This window comes from Streptomyces armeniacus (assembly GCF_003355155.1).
Classification (GTDB): Bacteria; Actinomycetota; Actinomycetes; order Streptomycetales; family Streptomycetaceae; genus Streptomyces; species Streptomyces armeniacus.
The window spans coordinates 7,278,773-7,295,939 of sequence record NZ_CP031320.1; the positions used below are offsets into that span (position 1 = coordinate 7,278,773).

General features: G+C 72.5%; 14 protein-coding genes. 9 read left to right on the plus strand and 5 right to left on the minus strand.

The window, feature by feature from the left end; genetic code table 11:
* Window positions 1–9: 9 nt before the first annotated feature.
* Complete coding sequence (locus DVA86_RS31610) at window positions 10–798, minus strand: SDR family NAD(P)-dependent oxidoreductase (RefSeq protein WP_208883441.1); 789 nt, start codon at window positions 796–798, stop codon at window positions 10–12.
* Window positions 795–2,096, minus strand: a complete 1,302-nt coding sequence (locus DVA86_RS31615; RefSeq protein WP_208883442.1) for a class I SAM-dependent methyltransferase — start codon at window positions 2,094–2,096, stop codon at window positions 795–797. The genes DVA86_RS31610 and DVA86_RS31615 overlap by 4 nt, the downstream gene beginning before the upstream one ends.
* A 365-nt stretch (window positions 2,097–2,461) precedes the next feature.
* Here DVA86_RS31615 and DVA86_RS31620 point away from each other — a divergent pair, with 365 nt between their 5' ends.
* From DVA86_RS31620 to DVA86_RS31650, 7 genes are all read left to right on the plus strand, one after another.
* Window positions 2,462–3,238: an NAD-dependent epimerase/dehydratase family protein gene (locus DVA86_RS31620; protein ID WP_208883443.1), complete on the plus strand. Its 777-nt coding sequence runs from the start codon at window positions 2,462–2,464 to the stop codon at window positions 3,236–3,238.
* Between the two features lie 24 nt (window positions 3,239–3,262).
* The gene (locus tag DVA86_RS31625; RefSeq protein WP_208883444.1) at window positions 3,263–4,477 is read left to right on the plus strand and encodes a nucleotide disphospho-sugar-binding domain-containing protein; all 1,215 of its coding nucleotides are present in this window, start codon (window positions 3,263–3,265) and stop codon (window positions 4,475–4,477) included.
* 9 nt (window positions 4,478–4,486) lie between these two features.
* On the plus strand, window positions 4,487–5,734 hold the full coding sequence (locus DVA86_RS31630) for a nucleotide disphospho-sugar-binding domain-containing protein (protein WP_208883445.1): 1,248 nt from the start codon (window positions 4,487–4,489) through the stop codon (window positions 5,732–5,734).
* A gap of 68 nt (window positions 5,735–5,802) precedes the next feature.
* Window positions 5,803–6,993, plus strand: coding sequence for a nucleotide disphospho-sugar-binding domain-containing protein (locus DVA86_RS31635; RefSeq protein ID WP_208883446.1), 1,191 nt, complete (start codon window positions 5,803–5,805; stop codon window positions 6,991–6,993).
* Between the two features lie 11 nt (window positions 6,994–7,004).
* Window positions 7,005–8,198 (plus strand): nucleotide disphospho-sugar-binding domain-containing protein, encoded by a 1,194-nt coding sequence (locus DVA86_RS36045; RefSeq protein ID WP_208883448.1) that lies wholly within the window; start codon window positions 7,005–7,007, stop codon window positions 8,196–8,198.
* Complete coding sequence (locus tag DVA86_RS31645; RefSeq protein ID WP_208883449.1) at window positions 8,164–9,042, plus strand: serine/threonine-protein kinase; 879 nt, start codon at window positions 8,164–8,166, stop codon at window positions 9,040–9,042. Before DVA86_RS36045 ends, DVA86_RS31645 begins: the two co-directional genes overlap by 35 nt.
* Window positions 9,043–9,388: 346 nt before the next feature.
* Window positions 9,389–10,147 carry a DUF5131 family protein gene (locus DVA86_RS31650; RefSeq protein ID WP_208883451.1) on the plus strand — a complete coding sequence of 253 codons (759 nt, stop codon included), beginning with the start codon at window positions 9,389–9,391 and terminating at the stop codon, window positions 10,145–10,147.
* Between the two features lie 39 nt (window positions 10,148–10,186).
* Here the strand turns inward: DVA86_RS31650 and tcmP are convergent, their stop codons facing one another.
* Window positions 10,187–11,341, minus strand: coding sequence for a three-Cys-motif partner protein TcmP (gene tcmP, locus DVA86_RS31655; protein WP_208883452.1), 1,155 nt, complete (start codon window positions 11,339–11,341; stop codon window positions 10,187–10,189).
* Window positions 11,342–11,849: 508 nt separating this feature from the next.
* Here tcmP and DVA86_RS31660 point away from each other — a divergent pair.
* Complete coding sequence (locus DVA86_RS31660; RefSeq protein WP_208883453.1) at window positions 11,850–11,990, plus strand: hypothetical protein; 141 nt, start codon at window positions 11,850–11,852, stop codon at window positions 11,988–11,990.
* Between the two features lie 181 nt (window positions 11,991–12,171).
* Here DVA86_RS31660 and DVA86_RS31665 read toward each other — a convergent pair whose 3' ends face one another.
* Window positions 12,172–14,823, minus strand: coding sequence for an ATP/GTP-binding protein (locus tag DVA86_RS31665; protein ID WP_208883454.1), 2,652 nt, complete (start codon window positions 14,821–14,823; stop codon window positions 12,172–12,174).
* A gap of 197 nt (window positions 14,824–15,020) precedes the next feature.
* Between DVA86_RS31665 and DVA86_RS31670 the strand changes: the two genes are divergently transcribed.
* Window positions 15,021–15,329: a hypothetical protein gene (locus tag DVA86_RS31670; protein ID WP_245997413.1), complete on the plus strand. Its 309-nt coding sequence runs from the start codon at window positions 15,021–15,023 to the stop codon at window positions 15,327–15,329.
* On the opposite strand, the gene DVA86_RS31675 is transcribed toward DVA86_RS31670, so the two are convergent.
* A complete protein-coding gene (locus DVA86_RS31675) occupies window positions 15,305–17,143 on the minus strand; it encodes a zeta toxin family protein (RefSeq protein ID WP_245997415.1) in 1,839 nt (612 codons plus the stop codon). The genes DVA86_RS31670 and DVA86_RS31675 overlap by 25 nt on opposite strands.
* Between the last annotated feature and the right edge of the window lie 24 nt (window positions 17,144–17,167).

Here is a 17,167-nt window from a genome sequence, read left to right on the forward strand (position 1 = left end):
GTCCGGCCGTCAGCAGATGCTCGTGCCGCCGTCCACGCGGATCACGGCGCCGGTGAGGTACGCGGCCTCGGGCCGCGCCGCGTTGACGATCCACCAGGCGATCTCGTCGGGGGTGCCCATCCGGCCGAGGGGGATGGCCTTGCCGCTGGTGCTCCGCCGCGCCTCGACCTGCTGCGGGGTGTAGCCGGCGTGCAGGAGTACGGGTGTCTCGGTCGGCCCGGGGGCCACGGAGACCACGCGGATGCCCGACGGCGCCAGCTCCCTGGCCCAGGTGTGGGTGAGGAAGTCCAGGCCGACCTTGGTGGCGCCGTACACCGAGTTGCCCGGCCAGCCGCGCTGCGGCGGATTGGACGTCACGTTGACGATGACGCCGCCCTCCCGCATGTGCTCCACCGCCACCTGGGCGAGGAACAGCGGCCCCAGCAGATTGGTCGCGATCTGCTCGCGCGCCAGCGCGGGGTCGATCCCGCCGAGCTTCGCGGGACGGGTGATGCCCGCGTTGTTCACCAGTACGTCGACGCGCCCGGCGCTTTGCAGCGCGGCGTCCACGATGGTGGCCGGGCCGTCCTGGGCGGCGACGTCGGCGGTGAGGACCCGGATGCCCGTACGGCCGTCCGCCGTCTCCTTCAGCGGCCCCTCGGACCTGCCGACCGCCAGCACGTCGGCGCCCTCGTCGGCGAACTGGTGCGCGGCCGCCCGCCCGATGCCCGTACCGGCGCCGGTCACGATGACCGTACGGCCGCGCAGCGCGCCCTCACGTGGTGCCGGCGCCCTCCTCGACGCGGGCGGGGCCGTCATGACCGGCGGGCCGCGGCGACCGACTCGGCCGCGGCGAGGGACTCGGCGGACACCACGGACGGTTCGGGGTGCAGCACGATGAACTTGCCGCCGCTCTCCAGGAACGCGCGCTCCTTGCGGAGGATCTCCTCCGTGTAGTTCCACGCCAGCAGCAGGTAGTGGTCCGGGGCGTGCTCCCGTGCGTACTCCGGCGTGCGCACCGGGACGTGGCTGCCCGGCAGTACCTTGCCCTGCTTCAGGTCCGTCGTGTCGCTGCAGAACTCCAGGTCGTCAGGGCCGAGTCCGCAGACCGTGAGCAGCGTGTTGCCCTTCGCCGGGGCGCCGTAGCCCGCGATGCGCTTGCCGTCGGCGCGCAGTCCGCGTACGAGTGCGGTGAGCGATTCGGTGACGTTCCGCACCTTCGCGGCGAACTCCCGGTACGTGGCGTCGTCGTGCAGCCCCGCCCGCTCCTCCAGGGCGATGAGCTCCTTGACGGCCGGGCGCTGCTGCCACGGGCCGTCGCCGTGCCCGACGAACACGAGGATCGAGCCGCCGTGTACGGAGATCCGCTCGACGTCGATCACGCGCAGCCCGTGCCGCTCGAACAGGGTGGCCAGGGTGCCGACGGCGTAGTACGAGAGGTGCTCGTGGTAGATCGTGTCGAACTCGGTCCGCTCCAGCATGTCCAGCGCGTACGGCACCTCGATGGCGAACACGCCCTCCGGCTCCAGCAGGTTGCGCACCCCGACGGCGATGCCCGCCACGTGGTCGATGTGCGCGAAGACGTGCCGGCCGAGGATCACCCGGGCCTGCCCGTGGCTCTCCGCGACGGACTTGGCGGTGCTCGCCGAGAAGAACTCGGGCAGCGTCTCGATGCCCTGCTCCTCGGCGACCGCGGCGATGCTGCGGGCCGGGTCGATGCCGAGCGTACGCATCCCCGCGTCGCGGAAGATCATCAGCTGCTCGCCGGTGTTGCTGCCCAGCTCCACCACGAAGCTGCCCTCGGGCACGTCGAAGCGCTCGCGGCACAGCTTCGCGACGAGCCGCATGTGGCGGTCCATCGTCTCGGAGTCGGAGGTGACGTACGAGTAGTCGCGGTACAGGACTTCCGGGTCGACCACGTGGGTCAGGGTCATCAGCCGGCAGGACCGGCAGGACACGACGTCCAGCGGATACCGCGGCTCGTCGTCGTACGAGTCGGCCGGATCGAGGTAGCTGTTCGCCAGGGGGACGGGACCGAAGGAGACGACCTCCTGCCAGTCGGCCGCTCCGCACACCCGGCACTCGACGACCTGCCGTGCACTGTCGCTCGCGCTCATCTCCGGACCTCTCCTGTTCGTCCGCTTCCACCGGGCAGCCGGCAGGGGCGCATTCGGTGATCGCGTTCGGCTGCCGAATAACTGCGCTCCGAACGGTAAACACGCCCGGTTTTCCGGTGGCTGTGCGGCGCTAAAGCGGTCCGCGAAACGGTCCGCGAAACGGTCCGCGAAACGATCCGTGGAAACGGCCCGCGGAAACGGCCCGCGAAATCAGGCCGGCACCGCGGGCACCGGCCTTTGGCCACTCTTTAACCCGCCTTCAGCAGCCACTGTGACGCTCGCTCACACAAACGCTCAGGCAAACGCTCGGACAAACAGGGACCCGTAACGAGGAACCCGCACACGAGGAATGGGCATTCCAGGCAATGGAGATTATCGGGCGAGGTTTCTTCGCCGCCAATCTGGAGCCGATCGCATCCGCGCACCCGGACGTGACGGCTCTCGCCGCCGGGGTGTCCAGGACGCGTACGGTGCCGAACTCCGAGTACCTGCGCGAGGCCGCGCTCGTACACGACACGATCCGCGACTGCGTACGCCGCGGCCGTACGCTGCTCTTCCTGTCGACCGCGTCCGCCAGCCTGTACGGCGACGGCGGGCGGCCCGGCGAGGAGAGCGACGAGCTGGCGCCCACCGAGCCGTTCGGCCGCCACAAGCTGGGCCTGGAGGCGGACATCAGGGCCTCCGGGGTGCGGCACCTGATCGTACGGCTCACGCACGCGGTCGGCCCGCACCAGACAGGGCAGCTGCTGCTGGGGCTCGTACGGCAGCTCCGCTCGGGCACCGTCGAGGTCTACAAAGGCGCGTGCCGCGACCTGATCGACGTCGCCGACGCCGTGACCCTCATCGACGAACTCCTGCGCCGCGGCGTCAACGGCGAAGTCGTGAACATCGCCTCCGGATTCGCGGCGCCGGTCGAGGACATCATCGACCATCTGGAAACCCGCCTCGGCGGCCCGCCCGCCGAACGGCGGATGCTCGACGCGCCGTCCCGGCAGGCGGTCTCGATCGAGAAACTGCGCCGGCTGGTGCCCGCCGTTTCCACGATGGGCTTCGGTCCCGGTTACCACCGCACGGTCATCGACCGGTATGCCGCGGAACTCGTCGGTCCCGCGGGTCCCGGCGGAGAAAGCACCGCGCTTTAGCGGCCCGCACGAGGAGAGAGACCGATGAAGATTCTGTTCGCGCCGCTGGCCGGCATCACCCACTACTTCTTCCTCGTGCCGCTGGCCTGGGCCTGCCGCGCCGCCGGGCACGACGTACGGGTCGCCGCCCGCCCGCCGCACGACGTGATCACCGCCTCGGGGCTCAACGTGACGCCCGTGGGCGCCGGTTACGACTTCTCCGCCGGCCTCGCCGACGCCCACCAGGCCATCCAGAGCGAGCTCGGCCGCGCGCCCACCCCCGACGACCTGCGGCAGCTGCCGCCCGACGTGCTGGCGCGGTTCCGCGAGACGCGGGTGCTGCCGCACGTACGGGCGGCCGAGGCGATGAGCGCCGACCTCGTGCCGTTCGTCCGGGACTGGCGGCCCGACCTCGTGGTGACCGTGCCCATCGTGCTGGCCGGGCCGCTGGCCGCCGCGGCGGCGGGCGCGCCGCTCGTACGCCACCTGTGGGGCCCCGACATCTCCCGGCAGGCCGGCTTCCCCGGACTCGGCGCGCCCGTCGAGGGCTGGCCGGGCGAACTGGTGCGGCTCTACGAGCGTCACGGCGTCGAACCGCGCCCCGACCACGCCGTACGCAACCTCGACCCGTGCCCCGACAGCATGCAGCTGCCCGGCGTGCCCAACCGGGTGCCGATGCGGTACCTCCCGTACAACGGCTCGGGCCGGGCGCCGGACTGGCTGCGCGAACTCACCCCGGGGCGGCCCCGCGTGTGCGTCAGCTGGAGCGTGATGAACAAGCAGCTGACCGGTACCCAGGGGTACATGGTGCCCGCCGTCATCCAGGCGCTGGCCAGCCTCGACGTCGAAGTCCTCGCCACCGTCTCGGAGTCGGACCGCAGACTGCTCGGCGACGTGCCGGACGGCGTACGCCTCATCGACCCCGTACCGCTGAACCTGCTGCTGCCGCACTGCGACGCGGTGATCCACCACGGCGGCGCCGGCACCACCCTCACCGCGGCCTACTACGGCGTGCCGCAGATCGTCGTCCCGCCCGTCACCGACCAGATCCTCAACGCCGACCAGCTGGCCGCCACCGGCGCGGGATTCTCCCTGCACGCCGACCGCACCGGCACCGACGAGATCAAGTCGGCCGTCGCGCAGGCGCTGTACGAGGACGGGCCGCGCGAAGCCGCCGCCCGGCTGCGCGACGAGATCCACGCCGCGCCCGCGCCCGCCGCACTCGTCCGCACCCTCGAGCAGCTGGTTCGAGAGGTCTGAGAGGTCACCATGCGCATCCTGTTCGTCCCGCTCTCCGGCGCCACGCACTACTACCCGCAGGTGGTGCTCGCCTGGGCGTTCCGCGCGGCCGGTCACGACGTGCGCGTCGCCGCCCAGCCGTCGCTGACCGGCGTCGTCGCCCGCTCCGGCATGACGGCCGTCGAGGTGGGCCGCGGCTACGACTTCGCCGAACACGCCACCGACCTGCCCGCGGTGGTCCAGCGGCACCTCGGACGGCTGCCGTCCAGCATCGAGGAGGCACGGGAGATCGCAGCGACGCTGCCGCCCGAAGTGCTGCGGGAGCTCGACGAGGCGAAGTACCTGCCGCAGGCCGCCGCCGCCGAGGCGATGGCCGCCGACCTCCTCGAGTTCACCCGCGGCTGGCGCCCCGACCTCGTGGTCGCCGACCACGCCGCGCTCACCGGGCCGCTGGTGGCGGAACGGGCGGGCGCACCGCTCGTACGGAACCTGTACGGGCCGTGGACCGGCGCCACCGTGCCGTACCCGGGCCGCGGCATGCCCGTCGGCGACTGGCCGGACGTCGTACGGCGGCTGTTCGAGCGGTGCGGCGTCGAGGTGCGCGAGGACTACACCGCGGCGACCGTCGACCCCTGCCCCGAGACCATGCAGGTGCCCGGCATCGCGCGGCGCGTCCCCGTACGGCACGTGCCGTACAACGACTCCGGCCCCCTGCCCGGCTGGCTCCGCGAGCCGCCCGCCAGGCCCCGGGTGTGCGTCACCCTCGGCACCCTCACCGAGAAGTCGGTGGCGGGCTCGACCGAGACGCTGATCCAGCGGATCATCGCGGCGCTCGCCGGCTTCGACGTGGAGATCGTCATCGCCGCCCGCAGCTCCGCGGGCGGCAGCGTCGGCACCCTGCCCGCGAACGCGCGCGTCGTCCACGACCTGCCGCTGCACCTGCTGCTGCCCAGCTGCGCCGCGATCATCCACCACGGCGGCGCAGGCAACGTCATGACCGCCGCCTACCACGCCGTACCGCAGATCGGCGTCACCCAAGTCCCCGACAACACCTTCGAGTCGGAGTCCATGGCGGCCACCGGCGCGGGCGTCTCGCTGCGCGCGGACCGTGCCGACGCCGACGCCCTCAAGGCAGCGGCGGCGACGGTGCTGCTGGAGGAGGGGACGGGCGCGGCGGCGGCCCGGCTGCGTACGGAGATCCTCGCGCAGCCGGCGCCCGCGCGGGTCGCCCGCACCCTCCTGGAACTGGTCCGAGCGCCGGTCCGGGAACCGGCCTGAGAACCGTTCCGGCCCGCCGACCCCACCGCGCCCGCGTACCGGCGCACCCACGAACCGAGGAGCCCGTCATGAGAGTCCTGTTCATCCCGCTCGCCCCCACGCACTACTTCCACATGGTGCCGCTCGCCTGGGCGCTGCGCACCGCGGGGCACGAGGTGCGGGTGGCCACCCAGGCGCCCGCCGTCGACGCGGTGACGCAGTCCGGCATGACCGCCGTGGCCGTCGGCGACGGCTACCACTTCATGCCGAACGCCACCGCCTCCCAGCAGCGGATCGAGGAACGGCTCGGACGCATCCCGCTGAACATCGACACCGGCGAGGACACCGGGCTCTCGGCCGAGGACCTGACCTGGCTGAACATGGAGCGGTTCGGCGTCCTCATCAGCACCGCCGCCGCGATGGCCGACGACCTCGCCGAGTTCTCCCGCTGGTGGCGCCCCGACCTGGTCGTCACCGACCCGCTCGCGCTGGCCGCGCCGCTGGCCTCCGAGGTCGTCGGCGCCCCGCTGCTGCGCCACCTGTGGGGCCTGGGCGCGCCCGGCGCCGGAGTGCCGCCGGAGATCTGGCCGCCCCAGTTCCGCGAGCTGTTCGACCGGCACGGCGTCACCCCGCGCGCCGACTTCGCCGCCGGCAACATCGACCCCTGCCCCGGCAGCCTCCAGCTGCCCGAGGTGCGCGACCGCATCCCCGTGCGCCCCGTCCCGTACAACGGCTCCGGCCTCGTGCCCGACTGGCTGGCACAGCCCGCCGAACGGCCCCGCGTCTGCCTGACCATGGGCACCGTCGTGACCGGCGTACGGGACGGCGGCGGAGTGCTGGGCCGCGATCTGCTGGAGGCGCTGGCCGGACTCGACGTGGAGATCGTCGCCGCCGTCGGCGCGGCCGACCGCGAGCAGCTGGGCGAACCGCCCGCGGGTGTACGGATCGTGGAGCAACTGCCGCTGCACCTGCTGCTGCCCAGCTGCGACGCCGTCATCCACCACGGCGGCGCCAGCACCGTGCTCACCTCCCTGTACGACGGCGTGCCGCAGCTGCTCCACCCCGAGGCCGACGACTACCCCATGGCGCGCGCCCTGTCCGGTGCGCGGGCCGCCGTCCTGCTGCCCGAGGAGTTCGGCGTGGACGACGTACGCGCGGGCGTGCGGAAGCTGCTCGACGACGACGCCGTACGCGCCGCCGCGGGGAAGCTGCGCGACGAGGTACGGGCGCAGCCCGCGCCGGCCGAGGTGGTCGGCACCCTCGAGAAGCTGATCGGCTGAGGCGGGGAGTCATGCGCGTCCTGTTCATCCCGTACTTCATCCCGAGCCACTACCTCCACCAGGCCGCCACCGCCTGGGCGTTCCGCGCCGCCGGGCACGAGGTGCGGGTCGCCGCCGGGCAGCCCGGTGTCGCCGACGCGGTCACACGCTCCGGCATGGTCGCCGTGCCCGTCGGCGGCGACTACGACCTGCTGGCGCGGATGGCCACCGCCACCCAGGAACAGCCCGTGGAGCAGCAGGCGCCGGGGGAGTTCCGGCGCCGCAACGCGGAGGCGCTGAAGGAGTACGCCGAGGCCGTCACCGCGATCGCCGACGACCTGGTGGCCTTCGCCGGCGCGTGGCGGCCCGACCTGGTGGTGGCCGACCCCATGGTGACGTTCGCGCCCGTCGTGTCCGAGCCGCTGGGCGTGCCGCTCGTACGCCACCTCTTCGGGCCCGACCTGATCCGCAAACTCGGCTTCCCCGCGAGCGGCGCGCCCGTGGACGGCGACATCCGCGAGGCGTGGCCGGCGCCGCTGGTCGGGATCTACGACCGGTACGGCGTCGAGCCGCGCCCCGACTTCGCCGTGCGCACCGTCGACTCCTGCCCCGCGGTGCTGCAGCTGCCCGGCGTGCCGAACCGGCTGCCGATGCGCTACGTGCCGTACAACGGGCCCGGCGTCACACCCGGCTGGCTGCGCGAGGACCCCGGGCGGCCCCGCGTCTGCGTCACCTGGGGCACCGTCAACACCACGCTGCGCGGCGCCGAGGACGCACAGGGCCAGCTGCGCGGCGTCCTGGAGGCGCTGACCGCGCTGGACGTCGACGTGGTGGCGGCGCTCAGCGCGTCCGACCGCGAGCTGCTGGGCGAACCGCCCGCGGGCGTACGCGTCGCGGAGCAGCTGCCGCTGCACCTGCTGCTGCCCGGCTGCGACGCGATCCTCCACCACGGGGGCGGCGGCGCCATGCTGACCGCCGCCGCGCTGGGCGTACCCCAGGTCGTCTGCGCGCAGAGCACCGACCAGGCGCTGAACGGCGAGCACATCGCCGCCGCCGGCATCGGCCTGGCCCTGCCGCCCCGGGAACCGGACGCCGCCGCCGTCAAGTCGGCCATGGCCCGGGTCCTCACCGAGGACACCGCCCGTACGGCCGCCGCCCGGCTGCGCGGAACGCCCAGGCCATGGACACCTGGTGGAAGTAGTGGGTGGGCACGGACAGCGGGATGAACAGCACGCGCACGGGGTCTCTCCTGTCGGCCGGGCGGCGGGGCAGCGGGGCGGCCCCAATCCCCCTGAGAGCAAGCTCGATGACGGGGAGCGCACCTCAGCCACCGGGAAGAAGACCCGGAAGTCCTCCGGCGCCCGCGGGAAGCTGAACAAGGTCGGCCGCCGCTACCAGCTGGCGGCGGAGCTGGTGCGGCAGGTGCCCTGGCTGCGGCGTGCCGACGTGCCGCGCGTCGCCTGGGCTGTGCGGGAGGTCTCCGACGCCGGATGGACCGCAGCCGAGGTCACTGCCTGGCTGGGGACCACTGCGGCTCCGACTGACGGTGCCAGGCGGCCGTCCGGGCTGCTGGCGTTCCGGCTGCGCGGTGTCACCGGCACGCCCGGTTGGCGGACTCCCGCCCAGCGGTCCCAGGCCGTGCAGGAGTGGCGGGACTCCCGGCGTGCGGAACGCGCCCGGCACGACCACACCGCCGGCTGGGGCACCCAGGACTGGCAGCCGCCGCGCAGCCGCGCCGTGCAGCGCCACGTAGCCGAAGCCTTCGCCCAGGTACGCGAGCACCCCCGCGACCGCCACGCCGCCGGCGCCGTCTGGACCACGGACGCATCGTCGGGCCCGCAGGACCTGACCCAGCAAGAGCTCCAGGACCTGAGGAACACTGCATGGGGCTCCTTCATGACCGGCGACCCCACCCTCATCACCTCCGCGGTCGACCTCATGGGCCGGGCCTGCGCAGAGCAGCTGTACGGTGCCGCGTTGGTACGGCGCGCTCTCGCGCTGACCGGCGGAGCACGCAGTCCGCTGATGACCCTCGGCCGCCGATCCGCCCGGAAGCGGAGGCCGCTATGACGATGCGCGTCGCCGTCGGGGAAGCAGCAGGCGTACGGGGCACCGCAGAGTGCGGCCCTGCGGCGCGCTCGTCGGCCGACTGCTTCCAGGTCAGGTCGATGGCGGCACGGATCCGTACCGCACATCGCACCGGACCGCCGGAACTGGCATCTGTGCCAGTGCATTTGCTTTTGTCCCATTGCTGTAACTACCGGAAAGGCGTACGAATGTTCTATTCAAGGGGTTCGGGTACGGCACGGAGGGCACGGTGGTTGGATGGTGGTGTCCGGTGTTGTGACAGCTCGTTGGACACGCAGCAGTCCGCGGGCGCCGGAATGAGCGGCCGTGGCGTACAGAGGGGTGCCCGGTGAGTGACCGCAGCGCGATCGAGTGGACCGAGGCGACGTGGAACCCGACGACCGGCTGCGACCGCGTCTCGGTCGGCTGCGACAACTGCTACGCGCTGGCACTCGCGAAACGACTGAAGGCGATGGGCGCGCCGAAGTACCAGAACGACGGCGACCCCCGCACTTCCGGCCCGGGGTTCGGCGTCACGCTGCATCCCGAGGCGCTGAGCGTGCCGTACGGGTGGAAGAGCCCCCGGACAGTGTTCGTGAACTCCATGTCCGATCTCTTCCATGCCCGCGTGCCGCTGGACTTCGTCCGGCAGGTCTTCCAGGTCATGGCGGAGACTCCGCAGCACACCTACCAGGTGCTGACCAAGCGGGCCCGGCGCCTGCGGCAGGTCGCCCACAAGCTGGAGTGGCCGGAGAACCTCTGGATGGGCGTCTCCGTCGAGACCGAGGACGACCTGCCGCGCGCGGAGGACTTGCAGCGGGTGCCGGCAGCCGTACGGTTCCTGTCCTGCGAGCCGCTGCTCGGTCCGCTGAACGGCTTAGATCTGCGCGGTATTGACTGGGTCATTGTCGGCGGCGAGTCCGGGCCGCGCGCGCGGGTAATGGACCTGGACTGGGCGGAACGGCTGGTCTCCCAATGCGAAGCGGCGGGTGTGCCCGCGTTCGTCAAGCAGCTCGGCATCCGGCAGATGCGTCAGCACAAGGACATCGAGCAGTTCCCCGCGGCGCTGCGCGTCCGGGACTTCCCGCAGGAGCAGTCACGTGCGTGAGCGCCGGGCCGCCCGGTCCTCGGGTGTGGTGACCGGGCGTCATCTGGTGGGTTCGACGACCAGGTCCCGGACCTTCTTGCCGACACCGTTGCTGGGGGTCTTGCCCTGCTGGTGCAGGTGCTTGACGGCCGCCCGTGCCGCGACCTCGGTCACCTGCCCGTAGTAGTCGCCGAAGACCTCGAGGGTGTGGTCGACGAGCTTCACCGGCCGGCCCCGGCGCACCAGGCGCTCCAGGTTCTCGGCGATGACCGGTACGGCGGCCTTGGTGACCACCTCCGGCTTCGGGCGGATCAGCGAGGTGGTGGAGAACAGCGTGTCCGGGTCGTTCTTCTCCTCCACCCACTCCAGCTTCTCCCACCACGCGTTCCGGGCACGGGCCGCCGAGTCGCCGAAGACCCACAGGCCGTGCTGCCGCCACGTGCCGAACACCAGGTGGTACACCGGCTTGTGCCCCGGGGCTTTGGCCACGGGAACGGAGCGCACCAGCATGCCGGTGGCGGCCTCCAGCCGCCGGGCGTACTCCGCGGCCACGGCCTCATCCGCGTCCGGCGGCGAGTCCGCCCCCTGGGGGAAGAAGTCCCGCCACCACTCGCCGCCGCACACCTCATCGAACCGCTGTGAGGAGCGCTCCACGCCCTTCGTGGACCGTGCGTTGCCGCCCAGCCGGCGCACCGCCATCATGCTGAAGTTCAGCATGAACTCCGTAGGCGGCCACCGGTTCGCCGACTGACGCTGGGCCATGGCGCCCGTCAGCCGATGCCACGGCAGCCCCAGCCCGCACGGGTCGAGGAAGAGGAACAGCGGCAGCCCGGCAGCCGCATGCAGCACCTCCTCCAGGACGCCGTCGACATCACCGTGATGCACCCGTGCGTCCACGCCCTGCGGCTGGTAGAGCGCGGCCACTTTCTCCAGGCGGTCCACCGATTTGCGCTCCCGCTCGGTGAAGAAGCACGTCCATCGCAGCTGGTGCCGGGACAGGTGCTGAGAGGCGACCCGCATCGCGATCTCGGCGGAGCCTGCCTCGCCGCTTTCGTACCGGCCTTCGCCGGCGTACCCATCCAGGTACACCACCCGGCCCTCCCGCGACCCGGTCATCCCCCCGAACTGCGGGATGTACCGGCCGAGCAGGCTGTGCTTGAACACGCTCGGCAGCCCAGGCTCATCCCAGTAGGCGCCGCCCGCTCCCGTGGCCATCTCCACCACCCCCCAGACCCCACCAACACCCCTGTCACACATGGTGAGTTCACCGATGCACCACGTAAAGGGGGCGTGCGGCGGCGTACGGGAGCATGCGCCGCCACGCCGCCCTTTCGGCTGGCTGCTGACAGCGGTGATGACCTCTCGCCGGTCTCGCCCAAAGGCGAAAGCTGCCGCCGAGGGCCGACTGCGTTACCTCCAGCGCAGACGGCTGTGGGAAAGCCGAAGCTCTGCTCCCGGGTAGCCGGACGAGCACGGGCTCCGCGGGCGGGCGCCTCCGAATGTCACAGGCGTCAATAGAGTTGTTGTTGCCGAAGGCCCTTCGGAACGGAGAAGGGAGACCCCACTCTCGAGGCCGATGCTTTGGACGGCCGGCCTCGCCGGGATCTCCCTCTCGCTGACGTCGGGCTGCCCGTCCAGTGTGAGGAGAAGGGAACCCTTGACGCCTCCTGAAGGTACCCCGGCCGATGCCCCGCCCAACGTCCGTCTCGGTTGGTTAACGACCATGACCGGGCTGGTGTCCATCGTCGCCGTGGTCGTCCTGGCTCTGACCGGCCATACCGAAGCCGCAGCTGCTGTCGCGGTGATCGGCGGTGCAGTGAGCGCCGCCGGTGGAGTCCAGGTGACCGTGAACATCCGCCAGTGACTGAAGGGCCGGACCAGGTCCTCGAACGCGACGGCACATGGCGGGAAGCTCGGCCCGTACGGAGCATGTCCGTGCGGGCCGACTCGGTCACGAGCCTCCGCGCCTCGGCTCCGGATCACGCAGATGGTGTCCGTGCCCACGGTGACGTCGACGGATTGAGACCTCCCGTGGGCTCGGGTGCTCAGGGCTCGGTGCGTCGCAGGTGCTGGCGGCGGTTGTTGACCAGGGCGCGCCAGCGGCGGCGGGTGGGGTCTTCTCCGTCGAGCCAGCGGGCTCGGGTCGACGGCTCGACGGGGAGGGCGGCCATGAAATGGGCGATGTCGGTGTAGTAGGCGTAGTCGCCGCCGCGAGTGAGTTCGCGGAGCCGGGCGAGCGCGGCCGCCAGTTCGGTCTGGTTGTCGAGCACGGCGTGGTGGAAACAGAGCACGAGCTCGAGGGTGGCGTGGACGGAGGCGAGTCCGGCGGTGCTGATTTCGGTGCGCAAGTGGCGGGCGCGGTCTTCGACTCCGGGGTGGCCGGCGTCGCGCACGAGGGCGGCGAGCTGGGCATTGATCGTGGTCGCGCGGAGGTCGACGCGGGCCAGGAGCTCGGCGGCGAGGTCGAGCGCGTCGTCGGCCTGGTCGGGGTCGGCGAAGGCGAGCGCGAAGGCGCGGAGTGCCTGGGTGGTGGCTGCTTCCCCGGCCTTGCCGTGTTGCTCGGCTTCAAGGCGGCCGGCCTCGTAGGCGTCGGCGGCTTCGTCCATACGGGCGTGGAGCCACCACACGTCGCCCGTGACGCGGTGGTGCCGGCCTTCCCAGCCGAGGGTGCGGGCGGTGTCCATGGCCGTGGGGAAGTCGCCGGCGAGACGGCTCAGGTGGGCCAGGCCCCGCTTCGCGGCCGGCGCGAGACGGCCGCCGCGAGCGGCGATCTGCTGCATGCCGCGGCGTGATTCCGCGGTGCGGCCGAGGTCGCGCTGGGCCTTGGCCAGGTAGTAGAGGGCCATCTCCTCCAGTTCAGCGGGCAGCAGGCCGGTGGTGGTGACGGCGGCGAGCCGTTCGGCGGTACGTTCGCGGTGTTCGTGCTGGCGGCGGGCCAGCGCACTGAGAGTCTCCACCAGGGTGTCGGCGGCTGTCCGGGGAGCTCGGCCGGGGATGGTGCGGGCGGCGGGTGTGAGGGGTTCCCAGACGGAGTCGCCTACGTACTGGAAGGCCGCGTCGGTGAGCCAACCGAGCTCCAGGCTGAAGTCGCGGGCGAGCGCCAGGCCTTGACGCAGGCAGGCCACCAGCACGGCGCGGTCGCGTGGGCAGCTGTGCCACTCGCTGCCCAGCGCGTCGAAGGCGCGCTCGGCGGCGCGGCGCCAGTCGGCCGGGGACCAGCGGTCGTCGGTGTGGTCGTCGGCGTTGCGGATGGCGGATCGGACGACTTGGTGGAGGTGGAAGGGCCACAGGAGGTCCTGGTCGTGGCGGACGAAGGGCCGTTCGCTCAGCCGTAGCGCGGCGGCCTCCTGGTCCAGGCCCGCGGCCCGGGCGGCCAGGGAGACGGAGAAGGCGTCGAGGAGGGAGACGGAGCGCAGCACGTGCCGCTCGCCGGGGGTGAGGTCGCTGAGGGTGCGGGCGATCAGGGCAGGGAAGTCACCGAAGTCCTCCGCCTCCGGCTGTCGGCTGCGCCGGATCTCCAGAAACCGCATGATCGACAGGTCGAGGTAGAGGGGCAGGCCGCCGGAGCGTGCGGCGATGGTGCGGCGCAGCGGCCCGCCGATGAGCGGCCTGCCCCCGCTGTCGGCGAGCCTGCGGGCGAGGTAGTCCTCGCAGTCCTGCGGGGAGAAGTCGCCGATGAGGACCTGCCGTACGGCGGACTGCGGACCGGGTGCTTCATGGGGGACCAGCTCCGGCCAGGCGGCGGGTCCGGCCCAGTCGAGCTGCCCGTGCAAGCCGGTGTCGGCCCACTGGAGGCGGTTGCGTCCGGTGATGACGAAGAACGCGTTGGGCATCAGCCACACGATGCGCTGCAGGAGGCGTTCGAGGTCACGGTGGGTCCGGTCGCCGGTGTCCTCGAAGGCGTCGAACAGGACCACCGGGAGGACTGCTCTGTCCGGGGGAAGCTGGGCCAGATCCCAGGCCAGCAGATGGGTGGCGAAGCTGAGGGTCTCCAGGTCCGGTTCGGCGTCCAGGACGTCGGCGAGGCGCGAGCAGCCGGCCAGCGCCCGGACGGTCTGGCGGCGCTCGCGGAGCGCGCTGACGAGCGACTGAGCGATCTGACCGATGGCGCCGCCGACGGTGCCGGGCAGGGCGAGGGCCTGGGCGGCGTCGGCGAGCGCGGACTGCATCTGCTGCGGCAGGTTCAACGCGCCGCTGAACCGGGCCAGCATCCCGCCTCGCTGCAGGTAGTCCTCCAGCGGTTCACCGGGGTGGTGGTGCTCCCAGTGCCTGCGCAGGGCCAGGTCGAAGGCGGGCATGGGACGGCCGAGACCTGCGAGGGCGAGCCGGATGGCGAGGACGACACGTTCGAAGTCGATGCCCGCCGCGCGCGCGAGATCGATCCGTACGGGCAGGAGGTGCTCCGTGGGAAAGGGGAGTTCGCCCCACTGGGCGGGGCGCTGCCCGCCGAGGGCGGCCTCGAGCTTGCGGGAGAGGGTGGACTTGCCGATGCCGCCGACGCCGTGGAAGACGAGCACGTTGCGGCGGCCGCTTTCGAGGTCTTCGACGTCGAAGCCGGGGCTGGAGAGGTGCTGCGCGTGGGCGGTGAGGGCTGCGGCGACGGCATGCCACTGCGCGAGCCGGTTCGTGAAGGCTTCGGACACCTCGAGCTCGCGGTCGTTCGAGTGGAACAGCGCACGAAGATCCCGGCCTGCCACGACACCCCCCAATGATCATCTGTAGTCAATCTAGAGGCGCCCGGCGCGTCCTGCCTACACCCCGCCAACCACCTTCGGCGGTTGGCCTGTTGACCGGCTGGGGCCGTGGTGCGGTCCCCGGGCCGCGGGCCCCTGCTTGATGCGCTGTTCCTCCTCCCGGGAAGATAGCCGGACCGCTCCGACACCAAGGTGGTCCCGTGCCTGATGACCCTGCACGCCCGGCAGGTTCCCGCGACGCCTCCACGGCAGGCCGGGACGATGCCGCCCGGTCGGCGGGATGCGAGGAAGCCCTGGACACGGTGCGGGCGGTACTCGCCTGGTACACCGAGCAGATCATCACCGAGCGCCGTTCCACCGAGCCGGATCCGGCGCGGCTGGAGCGCCTGCTGGCCGAGCACCGGGCGTGCGCGGCCGACCAGCAGGCACTGCGCGAGGCCGGCCCGCAGGAGCGCGCCCGTATCGCGGCCGACTACGCGGCCCGCTACCGGGAGCTGACCGGGCCGTAGCCGGCCGCGGCGTACCGGGCCGGCAGAAGCGGTACGGCCGGCCGCGGGCGGGGAAGGCGCCTCGGCTGCCAAGCGGTCGGCAGCGTGGCACGGGCCAGGGAGGCGATCTCCTCCAGTTCGGCCCGGTACTGCGGAAGCGCGGCCCGCAGGGCCCGGTGCGCGGACAGGAAGGACGCGGCCTCCCGCGCCGTGTAGGGCCGGGTCCGCTCCGCATCGAGGGCTGCGGCGCCGCGCGCCGCGCAGCGCCAACTGCCGTCCCGGGCCCGCTCGTTGCGGTAGAGCGTTCGGAGATCCCGGTGCAGGATCAGCAGCGACCCGACCGCCGGGAGTCCCTCGGCGCTCCGGACGGCCGCGGCCACGCCCGCGTAGCAGGCATCGTGCCCCGACCGGGTGGTGAAGCGGGCTGGTACGCCGAGCTGCTGCGCACGCACGAACCGGCGTGCGGTCCCCTGACGGCTGTCCGCCGCACGCACCGCCAGCGCCACCACCTCGATTCGGTAGCCGGCCGCGGCGAAGCGGGCGGCGCTGAGCCGGAACTCCTCCCCGCTGCCGGGAGCGGCCTCGACGACCACATCGCCGCGCCGGGCGCGTACGTACGCTTCGGCCTCGGCGCGCCAGGCACGGTAGTCGGCACGGATCGCCTCTCCGGCCGTACGCGGCTGCTCCCGCAGTAACTGGTGGTAGTCGGGGTGCATCGGTTTGAGGTCGTCTCCGGCGATCCGGGTCGCGCCGCGGCCGGCCATCGCATGCTGCACCAGGTCGGCGGCCTGTGACTTGCCGGCGCCGGGCTGGCCCAGTACGTACACGGCGACCGGCCGTTCCTGCGGCACGATGCCGCCCAGGTACGACGGAACGATCAGCTCGTCGAAGATCCACCGGTGCTCTGCGGCCGAGAGGCGGTGGAAGTCGACGCCGGGCGGCTCCCGCCGCGCCTGGGCGATCCGGCGCACCGGCTCGGCCAGCGCCCAGGCCCGCTCCACATCGCCCCGTACGAGACGCCTGCGCTCGTCGGAGATCCGCTCGTCGTGCAGCCGCTGCTCCGCGCCGGACAGCTCCCGGCGGAAGTGCAGCGTCTCCCGGGCCGACCACGGCCGTACCCGCTCGGCGGACACCGCGCCCGCCGGGGCACCGCCTCGGGCCGTGGGGGCCAGCTCGGCGCCGTACAGCACTTCGTGGCTGCGCCGCAGGATGGTGACCCGGTCGGCCAGGACCTCGGATTCGATGGCCGAGAGCGTTTCGAGCATGCTGTCCGAGCAGCCGTCGTGGTTCTCCCAGGAGACGTACCGGCCGGCGCCGGTGGCGTGGACCTGCCGCACGTAGCGGTCCAGCACACGCAGCTGGCTCCACGCCTCCGGCGTGGCCAGCGCTGCCACCTCGATGCGGTAACCGGCCTCGCGGTAGGCGCGGGACGCGGCACGGAACTCCTCCACATCGCCCAGGGCGGTCTCCACCACGGCGTCGAACCGGCTCCGGCGGGCATGCTGCTCGACTTCTGCCTGCCAGCGCCGGGTGTCCGGGCGGATCTTCACTCCCGCGCTCCGGTCGTCCTCGGCGAGCAGCGCCCGGTACCAGGGGTGGTGGGCCTTGTAGAGGTCGCTGCCGATACGGACCGCGCCGCCGCGCCGATCCAGAACGCCGTGGATCAAGTCAGCGGCGGCGGACTTGCCGCTGCCCGGCTGCCCGGCGACGAACACCACCACGGGCCGCTCCTGCCGCACCGCGTTCTTCGTCCAGGCCGGCAGGATGCCCGTCGTGAGGATGCTCTGATGCTCCTGGTCCGGCAGCGGAAGCGGCGTGACGGTTCGATCCTTCACCAGCCGGGCTCTCTTCCTGGTCTG